A 25275-nucleotide genomic window follows, 5' to 3' on the forward strand; every position below is an offset into this window, starting at 1 on the left:
TCCCGGCCGTCCCGCGCGGGACGGCCGGGACCTCGGCCGTTGGGAAGGACGGCTCACCCGCCGGGCTGTCAGCAAGTTGCCGAGCCGCGCCGGCCGGGCCTCCGGAGCGAGACCCGTGACGTCTAATCGACATGCTTCCGATTACTGGATGGGGACTCAGCATGCGCGGACACGACATCGAACTCCCGGCGCACCGAGGCGAGGTGGTCGTCCCATGACGGTCGACGACGCGAGGGCCGCGACTCCGAAGCCGCTGACCCTGGACGACTACGCCGCGCTGGCCCGTGAGCGCCTGGACCCGTCGGTCTGGGACTTCATCCAGGGCGGGGCGGGGGAGGAGCGGACGCTCACCCAGAACCTGCTCGCCTTCGACCGGACGCGGCTGCGCGCCCGGGTGCTGACCGGCGTGAGCGAGGTGGACACCTCGGTCACGGTGTTCGGGCGCCGCTGGGCCGCCCCGGTGGGGGTGGCGCCGATGGCGTACCACACGATGATGCACCCCGGGGGTGAGATCGCCACCGTGCAGGCAGCGGGGGTGGCCGGCCTGCCGGTCGTGGTGAGCACCTTCGCCGGGCAGCCGTTCGACAAGCTGGCCGCCGCCGCGAGTTCGCCGCTCTGGCTGCAGGTCTACTGCTTCCGAGACCGGGAGACGACCCGTCAACTCATCGAGAAGGCCGGGGAAGCGGGCTTCGAGGCGATCGTCCTCACCGTCGATGCGCCCCGGCTCGGCCGGCGGCTGCGTGACCTGCGCAACGACTTCCGGCTGCCCGACGGCATCGTGCCGGCCAACCTGCCACCGGCCGACTACTCGTCGCCGAGCGGCCACGGGCGCGCCGAACTGGACCCCGCACTGGACTGGTCGGTGCTTTCCTGGCTGCGCTCGATCAGCCCGCTGCCCGTGCTGCTCAAGGGGATCACCACCGCCGAGGACGCCACCCGGGCGCTCTCCACCGGCGCGGACGGCCTGGTCGTCTCCAACCACGGTGGGCGTCAACTCGACGGTGGTTACGCCTCCTTGGACGTTCTGGCGGAGGTCGCCAGCGCGGTGGACGGCCGTTGCCCCGTGCTGCTGGACGGCGGCGTGCGGCGCGGCACCGACGTGCTGTCGGCGCTGGCACTCGGCGCCGACGCCGTGCTGGTGGGCCGTCCGGTGCTGCATGGCCTGGCAGTGGCCGGGCAGACCGGTGTCACCGACGTGTTCGACATCCTGGTCGGCGAGTTCGAGGACGCCCTGTTGTTGACCGGCACCCGCTCGGCCGCCGACGCGGGCTCCGCCGTGCTGGAGCCGGGCGCATCCACCGCGCCCCCGCCGCGCGCCGCCGCACCGGCCGAGCAGCCGTTCACCCCGGTCGAACTACGCAAGGAGGAACTGCACGCCAGCGTCAGTGACCCGGTGCTGGACACCATGAACTTCCTCAACGAGGTGACCATCCGCTACCCCGAGGCCGTCTCCTTCGCACCGGGCCGGCCGTACGAGGGTTTCTTCGACACCGAGCAGCTGTTCACGCACCTGCGCCGCTACCTCGACCACCTGGCCGAGCAGGGTGACACACCCGCAGCCGTGCGCACCAAGCTGTTCCAGTACGGCCCCACCGCGGGACTGATCAACGGGCTGATCGCCGACTCGCTGCGCAAGGACGAGGGGATCGACGTCGACCCCGCCTCGATCGTGGTCACGGTGGGCTGCCAGGAGGCGATGTTCCTGACCCTGCGGGCGCTGTTCGCCGGCCCCCGGGACGTCCTGCTCGCCACCAGCCCCTGCTACGTGGGGATCACCGGCGCCGCCTCGTTGCTCGGAATCCCGGTGACCGCGATCGATGACGGGCCGGACGGCCTCTCCTGCGCGGCGGTGGAGGCGGCGGTCCGCGCGGAGCGGGCCCGCGGGCGCCGGCCTCGGGCGCTCTACGTGGTGCCCGACCACTCCAACCCGTCCGGCACCACCATGCCCCGGCAGACCCGCGAGGACCTGCTCGCGCTCGCGGAGCGCCTCGACCTGCTCGTGATCGAGGACAACCCCTACCGCCTGGTCAGCACCGGCGAGCGGCTGCCCACCCTCAAGGCCCTCGACACCGGCCGCCGGGTGGTCCACCTCGGCTCGTACTCGAAGTCGGTCTTCCCGGGCGCGCGGATCGGCTTCGTGATCGCGGACCAGACGGTCCGGGATGCCGTCGGGACCACCGGCCTCCTCGCCGACGAACTCGCCAAGATCAAGAGCATGGTGACGGTGAACACCCCGCCGATCGCCCAGGCCGCGGTGGCCGGGATGCTGCTGGCCGCGGACGGGCGGCTCTCCGAGCTCAACGCCGGGCCCGCCGCGCACTACGGGGACGTCCTGGAGGCCGTGCTGGAGGAGCTGGAGCGGCACTTCCCGGAGGGCCGGCGGCGCGCACTCGGCATCAGCTGGAACGTCCCCGGCGGCGGGTTCTTCCTCACCGTCAAGGTGCGGTTCCCGGCGGACAACGCCGCCCTGCTGCGCTCGGCCGAGGAGCACGGGGTGATCTGGACCCCGATGTCGTACTTCTACCCCCAGGGAGGTGGCGAGCACGCCATGCGACTCTCGTTCAGCTACCTGACCCGCGCGGACGTCGAGGACGGCATCGCCAGGCTGGCGCGCTTCGTCGAGACCGAGACCGCGGTCGTCGACGGGCCCGGCCGATGAGGAGCGCCGCCGTCATCGGCACCGGGGCGATCGGCACGTCCGTCGCGCTCGCGCTCAGCCGGCACGGGGTGGCGGTGCACCTGGACGACGTGAACCGAACGGCGGCGAGGACCGCGGAGGCCATGGGCGCGGGCTCACTGACCGCACCCGAGGGGCCGGTCGACCTCGCCGTCCTCGCCGTCCCGCCCGCGCACATCGGCACCGTCCTGGCGCGCGCCCAGCGCGACGGCCTGGCCCACGCCTACACCGACGTCGCCAGCGTGAAGGCGCAGCCGCACGAAGAGGTGGCGCGCGCCGGGGCGGACCCGGCCAACTACATCGGCGGGCACCCGATGGCCGGCACCGAGCGCTCCGGACCGCTGGCCGGGCGGGCCGACCTGTTCGAGGGCCGGCCGTGGGTGCTCACGCCGTCCTCGGACACCGGTCAGGAGACGCTCAACCGCGCCCTTGAGCTCGCCTCGCTGTGCGGTGGCACGCCGGTGGTGATGGACGTCGCCGCGCACGACCGTGCCGTCGCGCTCATCTCGCACGCCCCGCACCTGGTGTCCTCCCTGATGGCGGCCCGCCTGGCGGACGCGGGGGAGTCCAGCATCCGGGTCGCGGGGCCGGGGGTGCGGGACGTCACCCGCATCGCGGCCGGGGACCCGGGTCTGTGGGGCGAGATCCTGGACGCCAACGCCGCCGCCGTCGCGGACGTCCTCGATGAGTACGCGTCCGACCTCGGAAGGACCATCTCCGCACTGCGGGGCCTGGCCGGAACCGACAGCGCGCGTCGCAAGGAGGCCGCGGCCACCCTGGACCACGTCCTGCGACACGGCAACCAGGGGCGGGCACGGGTCGCCCACAAGTCGGGCACCCCGCTCACCGACCTGGCCGCCGTCCCGGTGCTGGTGCCAGACCAACCCGGCGCGCTGGCAAGGCTGTTCACCGCGGTGGGCGAGATCGGGGTGAACATCGAGGACCTGCGGATCGAGCACTCGATGGACCGGCCGCGCGGCCTGGTCGAACTGCTCGTCCAGCAGCATTCCGCGTCGGCACTCAGCCGGCTGCTGGACGCGGACGGCTGGACCGTGGCGGAGAAGGCGGCGGTCGGGGCCGGTTCCCGATGACCGAAAGCGGAGCTCCGGGGGTGCGGGATCGCCGCACCTCCGGAGCTCCTTGCTTGCCGGTGCCGTCGGTTCGATCAGCCGACGGCCACCGGATCGTCCTGCGCCACCGGCCTGATCAGCGGGCGGGCGAGTGCGACCCAGTCCGCGGGAGCGACCGCCAGTGAGCGATCGAGTCGGGCCGCGTTGAAGAAGATCTCTTCGGGTTCGAGCAGTGCGGGGTCGGCCAGCAGCTCGAGGTCCTGGTCGAAGACGAAGGGAACGATGGAGCCGCTGCGGCACCGGGTGAGCCGCTCAGCGGTCCGTTGGTCGGCGAACGCCGTCCGGTCGCCGCCGAGATGGTGTGTGACGGCTTCCAGGTCGACCCGGCGGTCACCGGGCACGACGACGACACTGTGCCGGGGCGGGCTCCCGGCGGTCCTGGTGCGGACCACGATGCATTTCGCGGCCTGCCGGAGCGTATGCCCGCGCATTTCACTGGCCTCGGCAGTGCGTCCTTCCGGCCGGTGGTGAATAAGACGAAACGGCGTTCCGGACGACGACATCATTGTCATGATCCGGTGGTAGACGCCGTATTCGGGTTCGTCCGTGAGCTCAGTCCTGTTCACGGAATCTCCTCCCTCGAAAGGCTGACCCGAACGTAATGCCTGCCGGGATCGGAAATCCGGGACTGGCCACTAGCTGTCATGACCGGAATCGGTCAACCGGGCTGGCTTGACGGGCGGCCCCGCCACCCCCTGTGGGTGCGCGAGCACGGGCCGTCGCCAATCGCGGCCCGCTCCAGGGCGGGGGCCAGCCGGGCGCGCAGCTTGCTGACATTGCCGTAGGACTCCGGGGGGCCGCGCTGTGAGATGGCGGTGGACGGAGTCGCACGTCATGGGGGGTAGCCATGAGGGAACTGTCGAGCACGCGAGCACCGGCACTGCGCGGGCGCCGGCTCGGGGACGACGTGGAGCAGGGGCTGTTGGAGGTTCAGGCCCTGATCGAGGAAACCGTGGTGAGGCACCGCGACTTCGTGTCCCGATCGGTCGTCGTCACCGCGGCGCCGCCGGACGAGGAGGAGCTGTTCGCCGAGACCGCCCGGCTGATCGGGCGCACCCGGCACGGGCTCCAGGTGGTGCTCGCCTCGGACGTGCCCAGGGCCAGGGTGATCTACGGCGCGCTGGGCGAGATGCTCGCCGCCTGCGACGACGAGGTCACCGTGCGGCTGTTGTGCGTGCCGGAGACGCTCGACCGGGAGTTCGTCCGGGAGCAACTCGACGCGGGCTGCCAGCTGGAGGCGAGGATCTGCCAACTGCCCTGGATCGAGACCATCATGGTCGACCATCAGGTCGTGCTCGCCTGTGGGGACCTGGTGACCGGCAACCGGCGGCGGGCCGCGATGATCCGGGACCTCTCCGTGATCCGCACCATGCACAACCTGTTCGCGGGCGTCTGGCGGCGTGCCGTTCCGATCGAGGATCGGCCCGACTTCGGGAACGCGGCCCGGAAGGAGTTCACCCAGCGCATCCTCGACCGGTTGAACGCCGGGATGACGGACGAGGTGGCCGCCCGGGACCTCTCGGTCTCGGTCCGCACCTACCGTCGGTACGTCGCCGAGATCATGGAGACGCTCGGCGCGAACTCGCGCTTCCAGGCCGGGGCGCGGGCCGCCGAACTCGGGCTGCTGGCCGCGGGGCAGGCCCCGCATCCGGCCCGCCGTACCGCCTGACCTGCGGCGCGGTACCGCCGGCCGGGCGGTGGCAGCTTCCTGAAGCGGGCATTGTCGCCGCTCCGGGCAGCCGGATAGAACTGGCGGCGGACACCAGCAGTCGGCGCACACCCGGCGGAGCAGGGCAGTTGGCTACCGGCCGGACATCGACTCGGCCCGGGCCCGTCACCGGCCCGGGATCCGCTCCGCGGGTCGACCTCAGCTGTACCAGTAAGCCTCCGGCAGCCGCCGCCCCCGGGCGGGCCGCCGGAGTCGCCGTTCCGGACGAGGAACGTGTCGTCGCGGTGGGCAACGGCGCGTCCCGGGCGGCGGCACGCGGCGGAGCCGGTCCTGCACCCCCGGCGGGACCGGCTCCGCCTCAGACAGGACAACTCGGTGATCCGCCGGCTGGAAGGTGTGGACCATGACCCCCGAACCGATCGCGCTGTTGTTTCCTGGACAGGGCACCCAGAAGCAGGGCATGGGCGCGCCCTGGCGGGACACCGAAGCATGGTCCCTCGTGGGGGCGGTCTCCGAGCGGGTCGGCGAGGACGTCGCGGAACTGCTGCTGCACACCGACGGCGCGTTGCTGCGCCGCACCGACCTGGCCCAGCTGGTGGTCTTCACCGTCGACGTGATGGCCCACGACGAGGCGCGGCGGCACGGACTGCTGTCCGAGGCGCCGGTCGCCGCCTGCGCCGGCCACAGCCTCGGCGAGTTCGCCGCCCTGGTGGCCGCGGGAGCGCTCGGGCTCGCGGACGCGGCCGGGCTGGTCGCGGTGCGCGGCCGGGCCATGCGGGAGGCGGCCGAACTGTCCGACGGCACGATGGGAGTGCTCGTCGGCGCGCCGCTGGCGGATGTCGAGGCACTGGCCGCGGACGCACGGATCGCCGGACACCGGGTCTGGGTGGCAAACGTGAACGCGCCGGGCCAGGTGGTGCTCTCCGGCTCCGTGGACGGGGTGGCCGCGGCTGCCGCCGAGGCGCCCGGGATCGGCGCGAAGCTGATCAGCCTCCCGGTCGGCGGGGCCTTCCACAGCCCGTACATGGCGCCCGCCGCCGCGCGGCTGCGGGCAGCGCTGGCGGGTGTCGAGTTCGCCGCGCTGCACACCCCGGTAGTCGCCAATGTGGACGCTCGCCCGCACGCCTCGGGTGCCGACTGGCCTGATCTGATGGACCGTCAACTGGTCTCACCGGTGCTCTGGGAGGCCGGGATCCGGACGCTGGTCGACCGGCTCGGGTGCTCGCGGCTGATCGAGCTGGGCCCCGGCCGCACGCTGGCCGGCATGGCCCGTCGCATCGCCCCGGCGGTCGAAGTGCTCTCCGTCGACAGCCCGGTGGCCCTCGGGGCCGTCGGCCCGGCGGTGTCGAGTGCGCGGGGATGACGTACGGACAGGAGAGGGAGAGATGATCAAGAGCGCAGTCGAAAGCCGATGGTTCCGGCGCTACCCGCAGTCGGACGGCCGGACCGTCCAACGGTTGGTCTGCCTGCCGCACGCGGGCGGGACCGCCAGTGCCTTCCACGGCTGGGCGGACCACCTCGGCGGCGGGGTGGAGGTGCTTGCGACCCGCTATCCCGGCCGGCAGGAGCGGATCGCCGAGGACTGCATCACCAGCATGGCGGAGCTAGCCGAGGCGGTCACCCAGGCGCTGCTCCCGTTCCTCGATCTGCCGGTGCACCTGTTCGGCCACAGCATGGGCGCCTCGCTCGGCTACGAGGTGGCGCTGAAGCTGGAGCGGGAGCACGGCGTCCAGCCGGCTGGGCTGTACGTGTCGGCCCGCAAGGCACCGCACCAGGTGACCCCGAGGTCCACCTACCTCGGCGGCGACGAAGCCGTGATCGAGGAGGTGATCAGGCTCGGCGGCACCGAGGCGGAACTGCTGCGCGACCCGGACCTGTACGAGCTGGTGATGCCTGCGCTACGCGCCGACTTCGAGATCGTCGGCACCTACCGTGCGAGGCCGGCGCGCCCGGTGAACTGCCCGGTGGTCGGCTACGTCGGCGACCGCGACGAGATCACGCCGGCCGACATGGCGGCCTGGGTGGACGTGTCCACCGCCTCCTTCGACCTGACGGTGTTCCCGGGTGACCACTTCTACCTGATGGACCAGCGGGACGCGCTGGTGCGCGATCTCGCCGCACGGATCGCGTGACGCGATGGGCACCGTGATCTCGGAGCCGAGGTGCGGCGTCGGCGTCCTGGACAAGACCTCGTTGCTGCTCGGCGTACTGGCCGACGGCCCGGCCTCGTTGCGGACCCTGAGCGATGTCACCGGTCTGTCCAGGGCGACCGTGCACCGGCTCGCGCTCGCCCTGGAGAACATCCGCCTGCTGACCCGCGACGCCCGGGGACGGTTCCTGATCGGCCCGCGGATCGGCGAGCTGGCCGAGGAGGCGTGCCGCGACCGGTTGCTGCACAGCGCCGGTCGCGTGCTGGCGGAGCTGCGGGTGCGTACCGGGGCCAGCGCGCGGCTCTACCGGCGCCACGGCAGCCTGCGGATCTGCGTGGCCACGGCGGAGGGCCCGGGCACCGGGCGGCAGGCCCGGTCGGCGGAGGGCGTGGCGCTGCCGATGAAGGCCGGTGCGGGCGCCCAGGTGCTGTTGGCCTGGGAGGACCCGCACGCGATCGCCGAGACGATCCGGGGAGCGGGCTTCGGCGCGGTGACCCTGGCCAAGGTGCGCCGACAGGGCTGGGCGCAGAGCCTGGGGGTCGGGGAGCTGGGGTTCGGCGCGGCCGCGGTGCCCGTGCGCGGGGCCGCCGGGCAGGTGGTGGCCGCGCTCGTGCTGGACGGGCCGGTCACGCTGATGTCCCGGGCACCGGGTCGGCAGTACGGCGGTCTGCTGATCGACGCGGCCGCCGGGCTCGAGACCGGGCTTACCTGATCGGCGGGCCGCTCACTCCTGACAGTTAGCTGCAGAAAGTCTTGCCCGTTCCCTCGGGAAATCGATAGAAATCCGTTCGGCTGTTCATGACGAATTCCTTGGAGACAGTGATGGCAAGAAAGCCGCCGCGCTGGTACTTCTCGTTCGGCAGCGCGTACTCGTGGATGGCGTACCGGGATCTGATCACCCGGTATCCGGACGTCGCGGACGCGATCGACTGGCTGCCGTTCTGGGAGCCGGACGACGTCCACCACGACCACCTGGAGTCCTCCGGGGTACAGCTGCCCTACGTGGAGCTGTCCCGCGACAAGTACCTCTACGTCCTCCAGGACGTCCGCCGGCTGGCCGTCGAGCGCGACCTGCAGATGGTCTGGCCAGTGGACCGCACGCCCAACTGGGAGGTCTCGCACCTGGCCTACCTGGTGGCCAGGGACCACGGCCGTGGCCGGCAGTTCATCGACGAGACCTACCGGGCCAGGTGGGAGGAGGGACTGGACATCTCCTCCCCGGAGGTCGTGGCCGGCATCGGTGCGGGCATCGGCCTCGATCCGGCCGTGCTGGGCCACGCGTGGCAGGACCCGGAGGTGCGCGCCCAGGGCCTGGAGGCGCTCAACGCCCCCTATCGGGACGGGGTGTTCGGAGTGCCGTACTTCATCGACGGCTACCAGCGCTTCTGGGGCATCGACCGGCTGCCCGGATTCGTCTCCGCGGTGCGCCACCGCATGGCGGCCGCCACCGCGGCCGCCCGCTGACCAACGTCGGCCGACGTCAACCGACGCCGACGCCCGTTTCATCCGCAACCAACCGACAGGAGTCCGATCGATCATGGCGACCAACCCGTTCGAGGACGACAACGCCTCCTACTACGTCCTCGTCAACGAGGAGAACCAGCACTCGCTGTGGCCCGGCTTCGCCGAGGTCCCGGCCGGCTGGACCGTCGTGCACGGGCAGGAGAGCCGCGAGTCCTGCCTCGACTACATCAACACCAACTGGACGGACATGCGCCCGAAGAGCCTCGTCGAGGCGATGGGCGCCTGACCTTCGATCACCTGACAGCGGCTCCCCAGGGCCGCGGCACGCACTCAGGCCCCGGTCCGACCCCACGCGGACCGGGGCCTGCCGTCTGCCCGCTGACAGCTTGTTGCCAGCCTGCGCGGGGAAGACGGCCGGTCCCGCGTGTGGGGACCTAGGGTCGGGCTCGAACGATCGTGCTGACGCTCTGCCCGGAGGAACGATGACCACGCTGACCGCCGAGCCGCGGCCGGACTCCCTCGTGGCCCGCCTGGCCCTGGCCGACCCGGGGCTCACCGCCCGGCTGCACCGCGGCCTGGCCGACGCCGAGACCCGCCTGCGCGAGACGGCGGCCGATGTACCGAACGCGCTGGTCGCAGAGCGGTCGCGATACCTGATCGAGGCCGGCGGAAAGCGGTTGCGGCCACTGCTGGTGCTGCTCGCGGCCGAGTTCGGCGCCGGGGCCGAGGACGGCCGGACGGGCCAGGTCCTGGACGCCGCCGCTATGGTCGAACTGATACACGTGGCCTCGCTGCACCACGACGACGTGATGGACGGCGCCCGCAGCCGGCACGGCGTGCCGAGCGCCCCGGCCCGTTGGGGCAACCGGACGGCGGTGCTGCTCGGCAACCGACTGCTGGTCAGGGCCGGCCGGCTCGCCGCGGGCCTCGGGGACGACGTGATCAGGATGCAGGGCGGCGCCGCCGAACGTCTGGTCCGGGGCCAGCTGCGGGAGTTGACCGGGCCGGCGGCGGGGGAGTCCCCGCTGACCCACCACTTCGCGGTGATCGCCGACAAGACGGCCTCGCTCATCTCCCTGGCGCTGCGCCTGGGCGCCGAGGTGGCGGGCGCGCCCGCACCGGCCGTCCGGGCGCTGGCCGAGTACGGTGAGCAGCTCGGCATAGTCTTCCAACTCTCCGACGACCTACTGGACTTCGTTGCGGATCCGGCGGAGTCCGGCAAGGACGCCGGGATCGACCTCGCCGTCGGGGTGCGGACCCTGCCGGTGCTGCTGGCGCTCAGCGAGGACGGGCCGCGCGCCGCCGAGCTGCGCAGGCTGCTGGAGGGTGGCCCTCTCGCCGACGAGCGCAACCGCCGCCGCGCGGCGGAGCTGCTGCGCAGCTCCAGCGCCGAGGCCCGGGCCCGGGAACTCCTGCACTCCTGCGCGACGGACGCCCGCGACGCGCTGTCCGCCCTGCCGGACCTCCCGGCCCGGGCCGCACTGGAAAGCCTGGTCGGACTGGTCGAACACCGCACCGCGTAGGGCCCGTCCGCAAACCCCCGCCCGGCAGGCGGCGGTTTGCGGACGGGCCACAGCGCTTGCTCGCACGTGAAGGGGCCGCCGGGTCGAATCCGACCCGGCGGCCCCTTCGCCGTCGCCGACGAGGTCAGCCCGTGGTGCGGCCACTGCCGACCAGGACGGGCTCCTCTCCGGCCGGGCTCGGCGCTTCGTCCTTCAGACCCGGCCACCAGGCCCGGCGGCCGAGCAGCGTGGTGGTGGCGGGAACGAGGAACAGCGCCATGACGAAGGCGGTGAGCAGGATGCCGAACGCCACCGCGAAGCCCATCTGCTGGAGCATCGAGTTGTCCGCGAGCATCAGGACACCGAAGGTGCCGGCCAGGATGACCGCCGCGGCGCCCATGGTCGGAGCGGACTGGGCCACCGCGTGCTTGACCGCCGCCCGGGGGTCGGTGCCCCCGCGGATCTCCTCGCGCAAGCGCGCGATCATGAGGATGTTGTAGTCGGTGCCGATGGCGACCACGAAGAGGTAGACCAGGATGGGCAGGCTGAACATGACGCCGTTGGTGCCCTTGACGCCCTGGAAGAGCAAGACCGTGGCGCCGAGGGTGCCGACGAAGCCGAGGCCGACGGACAGCATCAGGAACCACGGTGCGACCACGCTGCGCAGCAGCAGGCCGAGGATCAGCATGATGGCGAGGGCGGCGACCGGGAACACCACGGTGTAGTCGTGGTTGGTGGCGGTCCGGATGTCACCCATGACGGCGGTCATGCCGCCGACCAGGGCCCGGGTACCGGTCGGTGCGGCGGCGTGCGCCTGGTCCCGCAGTGAGCCGTCGACCAGGTCGATCGCCTTCTCCTCCATCGGCTTGTAGACCAGCGAGACGCTGAACTGGGCGACCGTGCCGTCGGCCGAGCCCACCGCGGGGTCGACCTGGGCGACACCGCTGATGGAGGCGAGCTTGTCGTGGTAGGCGGTCAGCTGGTCCTCGGCCAGCTTGCCGCCGCCGGTGTTCTCCAGGAACACCAGGGTCGGCTGGGCCCGGCCGGCCGAGAAGCCGCCCTGCAGGTCGTCCATCGCCTGCACCGACTCCAGGTTCTTCGGCAGCGAGGAGCCGCTGTCGAAGTCGGCCTTGAACCCGAGGGCGCCGGCCGCGAGCACCACCAGCACACCACCGGAGACCGCTGCGACCAGCCCCGGGCGGCGGGCCGTCAGGCCGCCCACCTTCTGGGCCAGGGCGTTCTTCGGCTCGCGCTTCCAGGCCTTGGAAGGCCAGAAGGCGGCCCGGCCGAGCAGAGCGAACACGGCCGGCACCAGCGTGACGCCGGCGACCATGCTGACACCGACGGCGATGGCAAGCGACGGGCCCATGGCGCGCAGCATGCCCATGGTGGAGAGGGTCAGCGCAAGGAAGGCCACCGCCACCGCCCCGGCCGCGGAGGCGATGGTCTCGCCGACCCTGGCGACGGCCTCGGCCATCGCGGGGCGCGGCTCCATCCCGGCTCGCAGGAACTCGCGGTAACGGAAGAGCAGGAAGAGCAGGTAGTCGGTGCCGACACCGAACAGGACCACGATCAGCATGGTCGAGACGGAGGAGTCGGCGGTCATCCCGAAGGCGGAGCTGGCAGTGGCGATCAGCCCGGTCGCGGTCAGGTAGACCATCAGGATCACGAGCACCGGCAGCAGCGCGATCAGGGGGCTGCGGAAGATGACGCCGAGCAGGATGATGATCAGCAGCAGGGTGGCCATCATGATCATGCCGTCGGTGTTGTCGCCGGAGTCCTGGGCGTCCAGCGCGGTGGCGGCGTCGCCGGTGACGCCGACCTTGAGGCCGGTGCCGTTCAGGAGCTCCTTGACGTCCAGCCGCAACTGCTTGACGTCGTTGGTGACGGCCTCGTCGTACGAGTCCTTGAGGTCCGCATAGACCTGTGCCAGGCCGATCCGGCCGTCCGGGGAGATCGAGCTCGGGTCGCTCTGGACCTTCTTGAGGTGGGCGTACTGCTTGGCCTCCAGCCCGGCGGCGATCTTCGCCAGGTCGGCCTTGTCGCCGTCGGTGAGCGCGGCGCCGTCGGTGCGCTTGAAGACGGCGATCGCGGCGGGCTGGTCGGGCCCGGGGAAGGCGCGCTTCTGCACGTCGGCCACCTGGACCGACTCGTAGTGCGAGGGAAGGAACTCGGCCTGGTCGGTGGTCGACTTGAGCTTGGGCGCGAGCGCGGTCAGCGCGACCGCCGCGATCAGCCAGGCTGCGACGACCAGCCAGGGCCGGCGGACGACGAACCGCCCGATCCGTGTGAACATGACACTCCTTGGCATTCGAAAGCCCCGGCATCAGGGGTGATGTCGGGCGGGCGATCCGAACCGGTGGATGGTGCGCGATCAAAGTTCGCGATCGCAGAGGGTGAGGCTGCAGCATTGCACCGTGACCCTCGTCGGCACCCGCGCCGTGGCAGCTTGTGGCCACTAGGCCCGGATCGTTCCGCTTGTCCGTCGTGGACGGTTCAGCTTGCGGACGGCCAGGGGGTGGACCATGGTGGCGCGGGCCGGGCCCCGCCTACCGTCGAGTCACTGTCGAGCGTTCAGGGGGGATGGCCGGTGCCGGGTACTGCGTCCACCGTGCGTGACCGGGTCGAGGAGCAGTCCTGCATCGAGGAGGTGCGCTACCTCCTCTCGTTGATGCACCGGTACCACGCGGCCGAGCGCGGCCTCGTGGACGACGTGATCGACCCGGCCGGGACCCGCGCGATGCTCGTCGCGCTGGAGATGCTGTCCGCCGAGCGCGGGCTGCTGCCGTGCCGCACGCACGGGAACGCCGCCGCCGTGACCGCCCGGGACGACCCCGCAGCCGCGCCGGACCCGAAGTCGCGGGTGGTGCACGGGTGTCCGACCACCGACGAGGTGGCCGTCCCGGCCGCGGGCCTGGTGCCGGCGGCCCGCCGCCGTCCGGCCGGCCGGACGGCGCGGGGCGGTCAGCCGGCGCGGCCCGTTGGGAGCGCGTCGCGTCCCGCCCGCGGCCGGGCCGGGCGTGACAGCTTCCTGCGAGGCCGCTTGGCGTGAAAGCGGCCCCACTGGTACGAACAACGCGCAGTAGCAAGATCGAAAACGTACGGCCTTGGCCGAGGGGAGGCGGCTGATGCACCAAGTGGTATTCCGGATCCTCGGCCCCCTGGACGTCCAGGTGGACGGCCGGCCGGTACCGCTCTCCGGGGCGCGGCAGCGCACCATCCTGTCGATGCTGCTGCTCTCCGCCAATCGGGTCGTCTCGGTGGACGCCCTCGCCGACGCGGTCTGGCAGGGCCGGCCGCCGAACACCTTCGTGAACCAGATCGCCATCTGCGTGTCCGGCCTGCGCAAGACCTTCAAGGCCGCGGTCGGCCAGGACGACCTGATCATCACCGCCCATCCCGGCTACCAGCTCGTGACCGGTGAACACCGGGTCGACGCGGTCGAGTTCGAGGAACTGGTGGGCCAGGCCCGGGAAGCGGTGCGGCAGAGGCGCACCGTCGAGGCCGTCGAACTGCTGGACGAGGCGCTCGGTCTGTGGCGCGGCGCCGCCCTGGAGGGTGTGGTCGGCGAACGCGTGGCGGCCGAGGCGGCACGGCTCGGCGAGCTGCGGCTGGGTGTCTACGAAGAGCACACCGGGCTCCGGCTCGACCTGGGGCACCACCGCGAACTGGTGGGCGAACTCGGCTCCTTCATCAAGGAGAACGGGCTCCGCGAACAGGCCCGGGCGCAGCTGATGCTTGCCCAGTACCGCTCCGGGCGGCGGGCCGAGGCACTGGAGACCTATCGGGAGGCCCGTCGGCTGTTCGTCGACGATCTCGGGATCGAGCCCGGTCCGATGCTCAGCAAGTTGCACGATGCGGTACTTGCCGACGAGTCCTGGCTGACCGCGCCGCCCGCCGCGGTGACGATCGATCAGCCGAAACCCGGTCCGGTCGCCGCGGTCGTCGCGGCGACTGCGATCCCTGCCCAACTCCCCTCCGACGTGGCCGCCTTCACCGGTCGCACCAATGAACTCGCCGCGCTGGACCGAATGCTGGCCGAGCGCAGCAACAGCTCGGTGCTCCCGGTCGGACTGATCACCGGAATCGGTGGGGTCGGGAAGACCGCGCTGGCCCGGCACTGGGCCCACCGGGCGGCCGCGCGCTTCCCCGACGGCCAGCTCTTCGCCGATCTGCGGGGATACGACGACTCCGAGGAGCCGCTCACCGCGAACGCCGTCCTGGACCGCTTCCTGCGCGCCCTCGGCGTACCCGCGGAGGAGATCCCCGCCGACCCGGTCGAGCGGGCCGACCGGTTCCGCAGCGAGCTCGGCGGCCGGCGCGTCCTGGTGGTACTCGACAACGCCCGCTCCTACGAGCAGATCCGCTGGCTGCTGCCGGGCAGCGGCCGGCACTGCGTCCTGGTCACCAGTCGCCATCCGGTCGAGGGCCTGGCCGGTGATCACGACTTCCTGCACCTGCCGCTCGGCGCGCTCGGCCAGCGCGAGGCGGCCGAGCTGGTCACCAAGGTGGTGGGCGGCGAGCGGCTGTCGGCGGACCCGGAGGGCGTACGCGAACTCGGCGCGCTCTGCGACGGCCTGCCGCTCGCCCTGCGCATCGCGGCGGCCCGGTTGGCCGGCAAGCCGCACTGGACGGTACGACAGCTGGTGGACCGGTTGAAGGACCAGCACCGCCGACTGGACGAACTCAGCGAGGGTTCGTGCGGGGTGCGGGCCGGCTTCCGACTGAGCTACCGCGGCCTGTCCGCCGACGTCGCCCGGATGTACCGGCTGCTCGGCCTGCTGAACCTCCCCGACTTCTCGGCCTGGGTGGGCGCCGCGCTGCTGGACGTCGACCCACTGGACGCCGAGGACCTGATCGAGCAACTGGTCGACGCCCAATTGCTGGAAGTGGTCGCCGACCGGGGCGGCGGCCACGTTCGCTACCGCTTCCAGGACCTGCTCCGGCTCTTCGCCGCAGAGTGCGCACAGGCGGAGGAGACCCCGCAGGCCCGGGCGGACGCGCAGCGCCGGGTGTTCGGCGCGCTGCTGTTCCTCGCCGAGGAGGCGCACCGGCGCACCTACGGCGGCGACTTCACCGTCGTGCACGGGCCCGGGCCGAGGCACCGGCTGCCGGACGAGCTGGTCGGTGTCCTGATGGCGGACCCGATGGCCTGGTTCGAAAGCGAACGGGCCTCGATCGTCGGCAGCGTCGATCAGGCGGCCGAATGCGGTGAGTCCGCGCTCGCCTGGGACCTGACGATGACCAGCGTCACGCTCTTCCAGAACCGCAACCACCTCGAGGACTGGCGCCGGTGCGCGGAGCGCGCGCTGGTCGCTGTCCGGCACGCCGACGACGCCCTCGGAGAGGCGGCGATGCTGCACTCGCTCAGCACCCTGGAGATCGTCCAGTTCCGCTGGACGGAAGCGGGCGCCCGGCTCGAACCGGCCCGGAGGCTCTTCGCGGAGCAGGGCGAGCGACGCGGTGTGGCGCTCGTCCAGCGCAATCTCGCCCTGTACGAGCGCAACCGGGGCTCGCTGGCCGCCGCCCGGGAGGAGGGCTACCGATCCCTGGCCGGCTTCCGGGCGGTCGGAGACCACTACGCCGAGGCTCATGTGCTGGGTATCCTGGCCCGGATCGAGCTGGAGTACGGCGAGCCGGGCAACGGTCTGGAACTCACCGAACAGGCCATCGCGGTCAGCCTCCGGCTGGGGTCTGCCCGGGGCGAGGCACAGAGCACCGTCCGGCTGGCCGAGGTTCTGGTCAGCCAGGGGGAGGGCGAACGGGCCGAGGAGGCGAGCCGGCGGGCTTTGGAACTGGTGCGCGCCACAGGCGACTTGCGCGGCGAGGCCCACTCGCTGCGCTGCCTCGGAGAGGCACTGTGGAGGCAGGCCCGCCCGGCGGAGGCGGCCGACGTCCTGCAGGGGGCACTGGCCGCCGCGGACCGGGTGACGGACCGCTTCCTGGCGGCCAGGGTCCGCACCGTGCTCGCGTGCGTGACGGGCCTGACGGGGGACCGGGTGGCGGCGGCAGGGCTCCTGGCCGCCGCGGCACGACAGTTCGAGGAGCTCGGCGCACCGGTGTGGCTGATGCGGGTGGCCGGGCTCGACCGGGTGGTGCGAGGCGCCGGCGCACTCGTCTCCGAACGACTCTGGCAATTGCTGGAGGCCAGGACCTAGCCGACGGCGCGGCCGAAAGGGGTGACGGTCCAGGGGTCGTCGCCGTGTCCGGTGGTCATGGGATCTCCTCACTCTCGCGGGCCCCGTCCACCGCCGACTGTAGCGAGCGGGGATTTCGACCCTCTTTCGAAGTCCTTTCACATCGCGCGGCCCGGGCCGGAAACTCCACTGACAGGGCCGGGAAAGGACGGCTTCGTACAGTCGGGCGGTCATAGTGTCAGCTGCGCGGAACGGATGTGTCATGCCGCACGTCGAAACCCCGGAGGCCGTCGAGCAGCCGAGCACCCGGCAGGCCGTACCCGCCCTGGAGTTCCGTCTCCTCGGGCCGGTGGAGGCGATGGCCGACGGTCGGGAGATCAGGTTGGACGGCGCCAAGCAGCGCTCCGTCCTGGCCGCCCTGCTGCTGTCCGACGGCCAGTTGCTCCCCGACGAGCGGCTGAGTGCCCTGCTCTGGGGGTGGGACCCGCCGGCCACCTGGAACGCTCAACTGCACACCTACGCGTCGCGGCTGCGCAACAGGCTCGGCCCGCGCGTCGACCTGGTCCGCCGCGCGCCCGGCTACCGGCTGTACATCGGTCCGGGCCGGGTGGACCTGCACGAGTTCCGCCGGGACGCCGACGCCGGCCGTCGGGCTCTGGAGGCCGGCGAATACGCCCGCGCCGCCGAGCTGCTCTCCGCCGCCCTGGCGCACTGGCGCGGTACTCCGCTCACCGGGGTCACCGCGCAGCTGGCCGAGAAGGAGCTTCCGGCGCTGGAGGAGAGCCGGCTCGCGGCCCTGGAGAACCGCATCGAGGCGGACCTCGCCCTGGGCGGTCACCGGGCGGGCGTCCCCGAACTCCGCGGGCTGGTCGCCGAGCACCCGACCCGGGAGCGCCTGCGCGGGCAGCTGATGACCGCCCTCTACCGCTGCGACCGGCAGAGCGACGCCCTGGAGGTGTACGACCAGGGGCGACGGCTGCTCGCCGAGGAGCTGGGTGTCGACCCGGGCCCGACCTTGCGCGAGCTGCACCGGCAGGTTCTCTCCGGCACCGTTCCCGGCCCGGCCGCCGCCGACCGGCCGACGGCTGCGCGCCCGGTCCCGGCCCCGGCCGGTGACGAGCGCTCGTCCGAGCGCCCCACCAGCGCGTGGAGCGGGCTCGTGCCGGCCATGCTGCCGCCCGTCGTCGCCGACTTCGCCGGGCGCCAGCGCCACCTGGCGGCGCTGCAGGCCACCCTGGGTGGGGCGTCGCAGGATCCTCTGGCCTGCCCGGTGGATCCGGTCGGACCGGTCGTGCTGACCGGCGCCGCCGGGTGCGGGAAGTCCGCGCTGGCCGTCCACGCCTGCCACCTCGCCCGGCCGGCGTTCCCCGACGGTGTCCTTTACACGGACCTGCGCGGACCCGACGGCCTCCCCCGTGACCCGGCCGAGGTGCTTCGCGCCTTCCTGCGCGCCCTCGGGGCCGACGCACGCGAGTTGCCCGACAGTCCGGACGAACTGGTCCGCCTCTACCGGAGCCGACTGGCCGGCCGGAAGGTCCTGGTGGTGCTGGACAACGCCGAGGACGAGCGGTCGGTCCGTCCGCTGCTCACCTCCGACGCGTGCGGCCGTACCGTGATCACCAGCCGCTTCGCGCTCGGCACGATCGAAGGGGCGCAACGCTTCCGGGTCGGCCCGCTGGACTTTCCGGAGGCCTACCAACTGCTCGCCACGGCCGGCCGGGACCGGGTGAGCGCGGATCCGGCGGCCACCGCCCGGATCGTCGAACTCTGCGACCGGCTGCCGCTCGCCCTGCGGATCTGTGCCGGTCGGCTGGCCGCCCACCCGCACTGGACGACGGCCAGGCTGGCCGCTCGCCTCACTCCGGTCGAGCACCGGCTGGACGAACTGCGCCTCGGCGAGCTGGACGTCCGGGCCAGCCTGGCCGCGGACCTGTCGCGAGTCCGCCCGGCCGCCCGTACCGCCTTGCGGGCCCTTGCCCGGGCCGGGGCCGACAGCATCACCCCCGAGGACGTCGCCGTACTGCTCCGCTCGTCCGAGCGCGAGGCGGAGGACATGCTGGAACTGCTGACCGAGGCCGGGCTGTTGACCGCAGACCCCGACCCGGCCGAACTTCGCTACCGCATCGCGTCGCTGGTCCGTCTGGTCGCCCGGGAGCAGCCGGCGGCCGCGCTCGTCGCTTGAGTCGTCGTGCTGTGCCCTGCCCGGCAGGGCACAGCACGACGACGGTCAGCCGCAGCCACCGGCGTGGCCGACATCCAGACTGCGGGTCGGCATCGGCGCGGCCGTGGCCAGCAGGTCGGGGTCGCTGAGAAGAAGTTCGATGTCGATGTAGTCCGGGACCGCCCGTTCGGTCACGGCGGTGTCAGCGGTCGTCATTTCCATGGTGGCCTCCGGTCCTATCCCGCGGATCTCCTGGTCGCGAGACAAGGATCCGGCCGGTGGCTATGGCGTTCCTATCAGTCCTCTGCGGGCCGCTGTCGGAACCCGACAGTTTCCCTATAGGAGTCCTATGGGCCTCGCGGGCAACGTTCCGACGTGGACACCAGTATCAGGGACGTGATCGTTCTCGGCAGTGGGCCGGCGGCCTGGATGAGCGCGGCCTATCTGGCCCGGGAGCTCCAGGGCACGGTATCCGTGACGGTTCTCGAGGAGTCGGAGAACGTCTCCGGACACGGCGTGGAGAGCGTGCTCCCGTCCTTCTCGGGGTTCCTGGACGTCCTCGGGATTGCCGACACCGACTGGGTTCGGGCCTGTGCGGCGACCTTCCGCACGGCCGACCGGTACGTGAACTGGCGGACCGCGGGGCCCGCCGAGGCACGCCCCCGGGAGCTGCCCGGAGCCCGGCCCGACGCCTTCTACCACCCGTTCGGGCTGCTCCCCGAGCACGACCGGCTGCCGCTCTCGCACTACTGGCAGCACCGCCGGCACCGGGGGGAGACCACCGAGCCCTTCGACTACGCCTGCTTCCGCGAGCCCCCGCTGCTGGACGCCCGCCGCTCCCCGTGCTGGTTCGACGGCCGGCCCGCGACCCGCTACGGCTGGCACGTCGACCACCAGGTGCTCACGGGCTTCCTGCGCCGCCACGCCACCGCCCGGCCCGGGGTGAGGCGGGCACGGGGCGCCCTGGCCGCGGTCGAGCGGGACGGGCACCACGACCTGGTGGCGCTGCGCACCACTGCCGGCGAGCGCCTGAGCGGCCAGCTGTTCCTGGACTGCACCCCCGGCCGCCGTCTGATCGGCGAGGTCCTGGCCGAGCCGTTCCTCGATCTGCGTGGGCAACTGCCCTGTGATGCGGCGGTGTCGGTGAACGTCCCGCAGCCGGACGCCCGCCGCCGGGGCATCGAGCCGCACAGCACGCTGCTCGCGATGCCGGCCGGGCGGGCCGGGCTCCACCCGGTGCTGGGCCGCGCGGGCGCCGACTACGTCTACGCGCGGGAGTTCGCCACCCGCGAGGATGCGGCCCGGGACCTCTGCCTGCTCTGGGGACTGGATCCGGAGCGGACCGAGGTCCACCACCTGGAGCAGCGCCCCGGGCGGGTGCGTCGGGCGTGGGTGCGCAACTGCGTGGCCGTCGGCCCGGCGGCGGGCGTGCTGGAGCCCGGCCCGGTGGGTGGGTTGCACCTGGTGGTCCGTACGCTCCAGCTGCTGGTGGGCCACTTCCCCGCCGGGCCGCTCCGCCCGGTCCTGACCGAGCGCTTCAACCGGGCGGTGGCCTGCTCGTTCGACGAGGCGCGGGACTTCGTCCAGGTCCGCTACGCCTGCTCACCGCGGACGGACACGCCGTTCTGGCGCGCCGCCCGGGGGCTGTCCCTCTCCGGCGGGGTGGGGACCAGGATCGAGCTCTACCGGGCCGGGCTGACCACCGGATCGGTGCTGGGGGAGGAGGCCCGCTACTACGGGCGCAGCCGGGAGGAGCCGATCAGTCCGTGGAGCGACTCCGACTACTACTGCGTCCTGTCCGGCCTCGGGCTGGAGACCGACGGTCCGCCACCGGCCCTCGCCCATCGGCCCGAATCGGTGCGTGGCGCCGGACCGGTCTTCGACCGCGTCCGGCGCCAGCAGCGGAACCTGTTGGACACCCTGCCCGACGCCTACGCGTGTCTGCGCCGGCTGCACGGGCGGTGAGACGCCGCGAGAGGCGCCCCGGCGGGGGTATCTCTCGCGTCCGGACAGGTCGTCAGGGATCAGCTGTCGATCAGCCGGGCGAACGTGACGGTGTCGAAGACGTCCTCCATCCGGACGGCACGACCGTCGCGGAAGCTCCAGGAGTGGATGAACGGCAGGGTCTCGGTGTGGCCGCTCAGTGAGGTGACGGCGCGGACGCCGAACACCACCACGCGGTCGCCGGAATGGACGAACTCCTGGGGTTCGAGTCGCATCCCGCCCAGGACGGCCGGGACCCTGGCCAGGAAGTCCAGCACGCCCTGGTGACCGATCTTGGTGCCGCCCAGTCCGTACTCGGCGAGGCCCTCGGGGTGGACCCATTCGATGCCAGGGTCCATGGTCGCCAGCAGCGCGGTCACGTCCCGGTCGTGGAAGGCGCGGTAGGCGGCGTGGACGACGGCGAGGTTGTCGTTCTCTCGGGGCATGTGCGGGCTCCTCAGTGCTCGGCGTGCTCGGACCCGGCGTACTCGGGCCTGAGGTGATCGGGGTGGAGGGCCGCGAGGGTACGGCGGATTCCCTCGCGCCAGTCGACCTCGCATGGGCCGGTCAGCCGGCGGCGCAGTGTGGGGTCGAACTGGTATGTCTCCCGGGTGACTTCGCTCGGCACCAGCTTCGCGGGCACCCCGGTCAGCTCTTCGAGGTAGCGGACGCAGTCGGTGATTCCGACCGCCTCGTCGCCACCCCAGTTGGTCAGGGTCGCGGGCACCGAGGCGGCGTCCCACAGCCGGGGCACCTGAGAGACGACGTCGCTGGTGTAGAGGGGGGAGCACCAGTTCTGCCCCTCCAACGGCACCGGGATGGGCTGTCCGGCGAGCATCCGCTGGAAGTACAGCATCGGCACGCCGCCGTAACCCCCGGGGCCGTAGGCGATGTTGAGCCGGGCGATGGTGGTCGGCAGGCTGAGCACCCGGGCCATGGCCCGGACGGCCCCCTCGGTCGCGATCTTGCCGACCGGGTAGGCCGGAAGCCAGTCCGCGACGCCGTCCACCGGATCGTCCTCGGTGTAGGCGTGGTCGAGCGTCTGCCGCGCGTACAGCGCGCCGGTCGACACGAACAGGAAGGACTCGGCGGTGCGGCAGTGTGCCATCAGCCGGCCGGTGGCCGTGACGTTGACGTCGATCGTCCGGTTGAAGTCGCCGTCCTCGCCGCGCCTGACCGCGGAGTGGATGACGTGGGTGAAGTCCTCCGGCAGGCCCTTGAACGCATGCTCGGAGTCGTCCTCCATGTCCCACCGCCAGGTCGTGACGCCCCGCGCCCGGAGCTCGTCCGCCACCCTCGGAGTGCCGAAGCGGCCGATGCACCAGACGTCGTTCTCCGCGGCGAGCGCCTCCGCGACCGGCCGGGCGACCTGACCGGTACCGCCGGTCACCAGGATCTTCTTGCCCCTCACTTGCCTTCTCCCATCGCCCGGTCCAGCTCCTTGCGCAGAATCGCCTGGAAGGCCGCCACGTGCTGCGGCCCCATCAGCGTGTAGTGCTCACCGGGAACGTCCACGTACCGGTTGGGACCGTCGGTGAAGTCGTCCCAGCGGCGCAGCTCGTTCTCCAGCCAGTCCTCCTTGGTGCCCCGCAGCGGCACCGCGTAGAAGACCGTCATCTCGCGGACCCTGCCGGCGGGCCGGTAATCGCGGCCCAGGTCGGTGAGCCGGTCGGCGATCTCCGCCCAGGCGCCGAACCGGTCGGCGTCCAGGTCGAGTTCGGCGACCCGTTCGGCCGGGGCGACGGCGAGCAGGCGGGCCAGCTGCTCCTCCCGGGGCAGCCCGCGCAGCTGGCCGGGCAGTTCCAGGGACTGCTTCTTGTCGATCAGCGCCATGAAGAACGCCAGGTTGACGGCGGTCTCGGCGAAGTCCAGCTCGTCCATCCGGTACTTGATGTGCGGCGGCAGGTTGAAGCTGCCGACGAAGTCGACCCGCTCGCCCTGCTCCTCCAGCACCTTGGCGATCTCGAAGGCCACCGCGCCGCCGTAGGAGTAGCCGGCGACGGCGTAGGGGCCGTGCGGCTGCCGGGCCCGGATCGCGGCCACGTAGGTGTCGACCATCTCCTCGAAGGTCCGGAACGGCTTCTCCCCGTCGTTGAAGCCCCGGGCGCGCAGGGCGTAGAACGGCCGGTCACCCACGAAGTACTGGGCGAGGTTGACGAAGACCAGCACCTCGCCGACACCGGGGTGGACGCAGAACAGCGGTGTCTTGTCGCCGCTCAGCTGCATCGGCACGATCGGGTCGAAGTCGGGCTCACCGGGCCCCCGCGGCCCGGTGAGCCGGGCGGCGAGCGACCGGACGGTGGGTGAGGTCAGGACGGTGATGATCTGCAGACCGGGCACGCCCAGGCGCTCCGCCACCAGGCTGCGCAGCCGCAGGATGTCCAGCGAGGTGCCGCCCAGGTCGAAGAAGCTGGCGGTGGCGCTGATCAGGGCCGGGTCGGTGTCGAAGAGCTCGCCGTAGATCCCGGCGAGGACGCGCTCGGTCCCGCCCTCCGGCGCGATGTGACCGCCGAGCCGGCGCAGTGTCAACTCCCGGACGTCACTGACCTCCTGCTCGAACCAGCCGGTCTCCAGCCGGTTGCGCATCAGCGAACGCTGGATCTTTCCGAGACTCGTCTTGGGAAAGGCCTCGGCGGGCAGCGGCAGGATGAGGGCGGGCCGGAAGCCCCACTGCATCACCACGCTGCTGCGCACCGAGGCCAGGACCCGGTAGAGGCCGGCCTCGTCCTCCCAGGGCACCTCCGGGCTGAAGGCGATCACCAGCTGCTCGGTGTCGCTGCCGGCCGGGCGGGTGGGGAACGCCGCGACGTAGGAACGGGCGACACCGTCCAGCCGCTCCAGCACGGTCTCGATCTCGTGGCTGAAGTAGTTGACGCCGTTGACGATGACGCTGTCCTTGCTGCGGCCGACGAGGGTGAGCCGCCCGCCGTCGATCCGGCCGAGGTCGCCGCTGCGGAACCAGCCGTCGGCGGTGAAGGCGTCCCGGGTCGCCTGCTCGTTGTTGTGGTAGCCGCCGGTGATCATCGGGCCGTTCAGCTGGAGTTCGCCCACCTCGCCCTCGGGCAGCGCGCGGTCCTCGTGGCCGGCGACCCGCATCCGCAGCCCGGCGACCGGCGTGCCGAGGTTCGCGAACTCCTCGCCCTCGTCGGCCCGGGGGAAGGCGAGGGAGTAGATGCTGCCGGCGCAGGTCTCCGTCATGCCGAACGCGGGCCAGAGCGCGGTGGGGGTGAGGCCGTACGGCGCGAACCGCTCCAGGAAGGTCCGGCCGGTGGTGCAGACCACGGCCTCGCCGCCGCTGACGATGTGCCGCAGTCCGGTCAGGTCCAGCTGCTCCAGCTCCGCCTCGGACACCCGGTCGGCGGCCGAGTTCAGCAGCCCCAGAAGGAAGTTGGGGGTGAAGGTCATGGTCACCCGGTGCTCGGAGGCGAGCCGCAGGAACTCCAGGGGCTCCCCGAGGACGACCTGCGCCGGGACATGGACCTGGCGGCAGCCGGCCGAGAGCGGCAGCAGATGGCATTCCAGCAGGGCGGCGACATGGTCGAACGAGACCCAGTTGAGGCTGGTGTCGGCGGCGGTGAGGCGGTGGTAGCCGTTCTTTCCGGCCATGGACGCCAGCAGGTTGGCGTGGCTGAGCCTGACCGCCTTGGAGTTGCCGGTCGAGCCGGAGGTCAGGACGAGGACGGCCAGGTCCTCCGGCGCCGCGCGGTACAGCTCCTCGGCCGGGTCCGGCGCGGCCTCGCGGAGCGAGGCGAGGGTGGCGACGGCGAGGCCGTCCACCGCGGGCAGTTCGGCCGCGATCGTCTCGCTGGTGATCACCAGGGGCTGGTCCAGCAGCTCGTTGACATGGGTGAGTTGGGCGCTCCAGCGGTCCTGGTCGCCGCGCTGCGGCGCCATCGGGCAGGGGACGAAGCCACCGAGCACCGCGGCCCAGAACGCGGCGAGGAAGTCGGGCTGGTGCTCCAGCAGGAGCACGACCTTGTCCTGCGGCCGGACTCCGCGGGCGCGCAGGCCGGCGAGCACGCGGCGTGCCTCCTGCAGCAGTTCGGAGTGGCTCTGGTCGCGGTAGTCGGTGCCGGCTGCACCCGAGCAGTAGCGGATCCCGGTGCCGGGGTGCGCGGTTGCGGCGCGAAGTAGCAGGTCGGCGACGGTCTTTGGGGGGAATTCCATGGTTTTCTCCAGTGCCTTGGCTGTCGGTTCGGACGGGCGTGGATCGGGAGAAGACCGCATTTCCGGTGGATTCCGGCATAGCGGCGGACCATTCGGGGAAGACATGAGGGAAAGATGGGACAGATGTTCAAGCCGAGTGGGCCGGATGTGGCCGGCGGCAACCCGGTCGCCATGGGGCGGTTGTGGCGGTTGTGGTCACGGGGGAACCGTAGGTCGGCCCCCGGTCGGGGCAGCG

General features: G+C 72.2%; 19 protein-coding genes. 13 read left to right on the plus strand and 6 right to left on the minus strand.

The window, feature by feature from the left end; all coding sequences use genetic code 11:
* Positions 1-214 precede the first annotated feature (214 nt).
* A complete protein-coding gene (locus OG286_RS32955; RefSeq protein WP_396325254.1) occupies positions 215-2659 on the plus strand; it encodes an aminotransferase class I/II-fold pyridoxal phosphate-dependent enzyme in 2445 nt (814 codons plus the stop codon).
* A complete protein-coding gene (locus OG286_RS32960) occupies positions 2656-3768 on the plus strand; it encodes a prephenate dehydrogenase (RefSeq protein ID WP_396325253.1) in 1113 nt (370 codons plus the stop codon). The genes OG286_RS32955 and OG286_RS32960 overlap by 4 nt, the downstream gene beginning before the upstream one ends.
* Positions 3769-3842: 74 nt before the next feature.
* Here the strand turns inward: OG286_RS32960 and OG286_RS32965 are convergent, their stop codons facing one another.
* Positions 3843-4373 carry a YbaK/EbsC family protein gene (locus OG286_RS32965; RefSeq protein WP_405359013.1) on the minus strand — a complete coding sequence of 177 codons (531 nt, stop codon included), beginning with the start codon at positions 4371-4373 and terminating at the stop codon, positions 3843-3845.
* 281 nt (positions 4374-4654) lie between these two features.
* On the opposite strand from OG286_RS32965, the gene OG286_RS32970 reads away from it, so the two are divergent.
* From OG286_RS32970 to OG286_RS33000, 7 genes are all read left to right on the plus strand, one after another.
* Positions 4655-5476, plus strand: a complete 822-nt coding sequence (locus tag OG286_RS32970; RefSeq protein WP_396325251.1) for a LuxR family transcriptional regulator — start codon at positions 4655-4657, stop codon at positions 5474-5476.
* A 403-nt stretch (positions 5477-5879) separates the two neighbouring features.
* Complete coding sequence (locus OG286_RS32975; RefSeq protein ID WP_405359012.1) at positions 5880-6839, plus strand: ACP S-malonyltransferase; 960 nt, start codon at positions 5880-5882, stop codon at positions 6837-6839.
* A 22-nt stretch (positions 6840-6861) separates the two neighbouring features.
* Positions 6862-7608 carry a thioesterase II family protein gene (locus tag OG286_RS32980; protein ID WP_396325249.1) on the plus strand — a complete coding sequence of 249 codons (747 nt, stop codon included), beginning with the start codon at positions 6862-6864 and terminating at the stop codon, positions 7606-7608.
* 4 nt (positions 7609-7612) lie between these two features.
* On the plus strand, positions 7613-8338 hold the full coding sequence (locus OG286_RS32985) for an IclR family transcriptional regulator (RefSeq protein ID WP_396325248.1): 726 nt from the start codon (positions 7613-7615) through the stop codon (positions 8336-8338).
* A gap of 110 nt (positions 8339-8448) precedes the next feature.
* Positions 8449-9090: a 2-hydroxychromene-2-carboxylate isomerase gene (locus OG286_RS32990; protein ID WP_396325247.1), complete on the plus strand. Its 642-nt coding sequence runs from the start codon at positions 8449-8451 to the stop codon at positions 9088-9090.
* A gap of 73 nt (positions 9091-9163) precedes the next feature.
* Positions 9164-9376, plus strand: coding sequence for an MbtH family protein (locus OG286_RS32995; protein WP_396325246.1), 213 nt, complete (start codon positions 9164-9166; stop codon positions 9374-9376).
* Between the two features lie 196 nt (positions 9377-9572).
* Complete coding sequence (locus OG286_RS33000) at positions 9573-10613, plus strand: polyprenyl synthetase family protein (RefSeq protein ID WP_396325245.1); 1041 nt, start codon at positions 9573-9575, stop codon at positions 10611-10613.
* A 124-nt stretch (positions 10614-10737) separates the two neighbouring features.
* Here the strand turns inward: OG286_RS33000 and OG286_RS33005 are convergent, their stop codons facing one another.
* Positions 10738-12888: an MMPL family transporter gene (locus tag OG286_RS33005; RefSeq protein WP_396325244.1), complete on the minus strand. Its 2151-nt coding sequence runs from the start codon at positions 12886-12888 to the stop codon at positions 10738-10740.
* Between the two features lie 315 nt (positions 12889-13203).
* Between OG286_RS33005 and OG286_RS33010 the strand changes: the two genes are divergently transcribed.
* From OG286_RS33010 to OG286_RS33020, 3 genes are all read left to right on the plus strand, one after another.
* Positions 13204-13644 carry a hypothetical protein gene (locus OG286_RS33010; protein WP_405359011.1) on the plus strand — a complete coding sequence of 147 codons (441 nt, stop codon included), beginning with the start codon at positions 13204-13206 and terminating at the stop codon, positions 13642-13644.
* Positions 13645-13720: 76 nt separating this feature from the next.
* Entirely contained in the window at positions 13721-16750 is a 3030-nt protein-coding gene (locus tag OG286_RS33015; RefSeq protein WP_396325242.1) for a BTAD domain-containing putative transcriptional regulator, read from the plus strand.
* Positions 16751-16991: 241 nt separating this feature from the next.
* Complete coding sequence (locus OG286_RS33020) at positions 16992-18911, plus strand: BTAD domain-containing putative transcriptional regulator (protein WP_396325241.1); 1920 nt, start codon at positions 16992-16994, stop codon at positions 18909-18911.
* A gap of 45 nt (positions 18912-18956) precedes the next feature.
* Here OG286_RS33020 and OG286_RS33025 read toward each other — a convergent pair whose 3' ends face one another.
* Positions 18957-19106, minus strand: coding sequence for a hypothetical protein (locus OG286_RS33025; RefSeq protein ID WP_396320967.1), 150 nt, complete (start codon positions 19104-19106; stop codon positions 18957-18959).
* A 159-nt stretch (positions 19107-19265) separates the two neighbouring features.
* Between OG286_RS33025 and OG286_RS33030 the strand changes: the two genes are divergently transcribed.
* Positions 19266-20855, plus strand: a complete 1590-nt coding sequence (locus OG286_RS33030; protein ID WP_396320968.1) for a tryptophan halogenase family protein — start codon at positions 19266-19268, stop codon at positions 20853-20855.
* Between the two features lie 59 nt (positions 20856-20914).
* Here the strand turns inward: OG286_RS33030 and OG286_RS33035 are convergent, their stop codons facing one another.
* Genes OG286_RS33035 through OG286_RS33045 form a run of 3 tightly spaced genes read right to left on the minus strand, consistent with a single transcriptional unit; the run spans position 20915 to position 25040 of the window.
* Positions 20915-21319: a nuclear transport factor 2 family protein gene (locus OG286_RS33035; RefSeq protein WP_396320969.1), complete on the minus strand. Its 405-nt coding sequence runs from the start codon at positions 21317-21319 to the stop codon at positions 20915-20917.
* A gap of 11 nt (positions 21320-21330) precedes the next feature.
* Positions 21331-22284 (minus strand): NAD-dependent epimerase/dehydratase family protein, encoded by a 954-nt coding sequence (locus OG286_RS33040; protein WP_396320970.1) that lies wholly within the window; start codon positions 22282-22284, stop codon positions 21331-21333.
* Complete coding sequence (locus OG286_RS33045; protein WP_396320971.1) at positions 22281-25040, minus strand: AMP-binding protein; 2760 nt, start codon at positions 25038-25040, stop codon at positions 22281-22283. Before OG286_RS33045 ends, OG286_RS33040 begins: the two co-directional genes overlap by 4 nt.
* Positions 25041-25275 lie beyond the last annotated feature (235 nt).

Origin of the sequence: Kitasatospora sp. NBC_00039, assembly GCF_045160625.1 — a bacterium.
In the GTDB taxonomy this organism is placed as follows: domain Bacteria; phylum Actinomycetota; class Actinomycetes; order Streptomycetales; family Streptomycetaceae; genus Kitasatospora.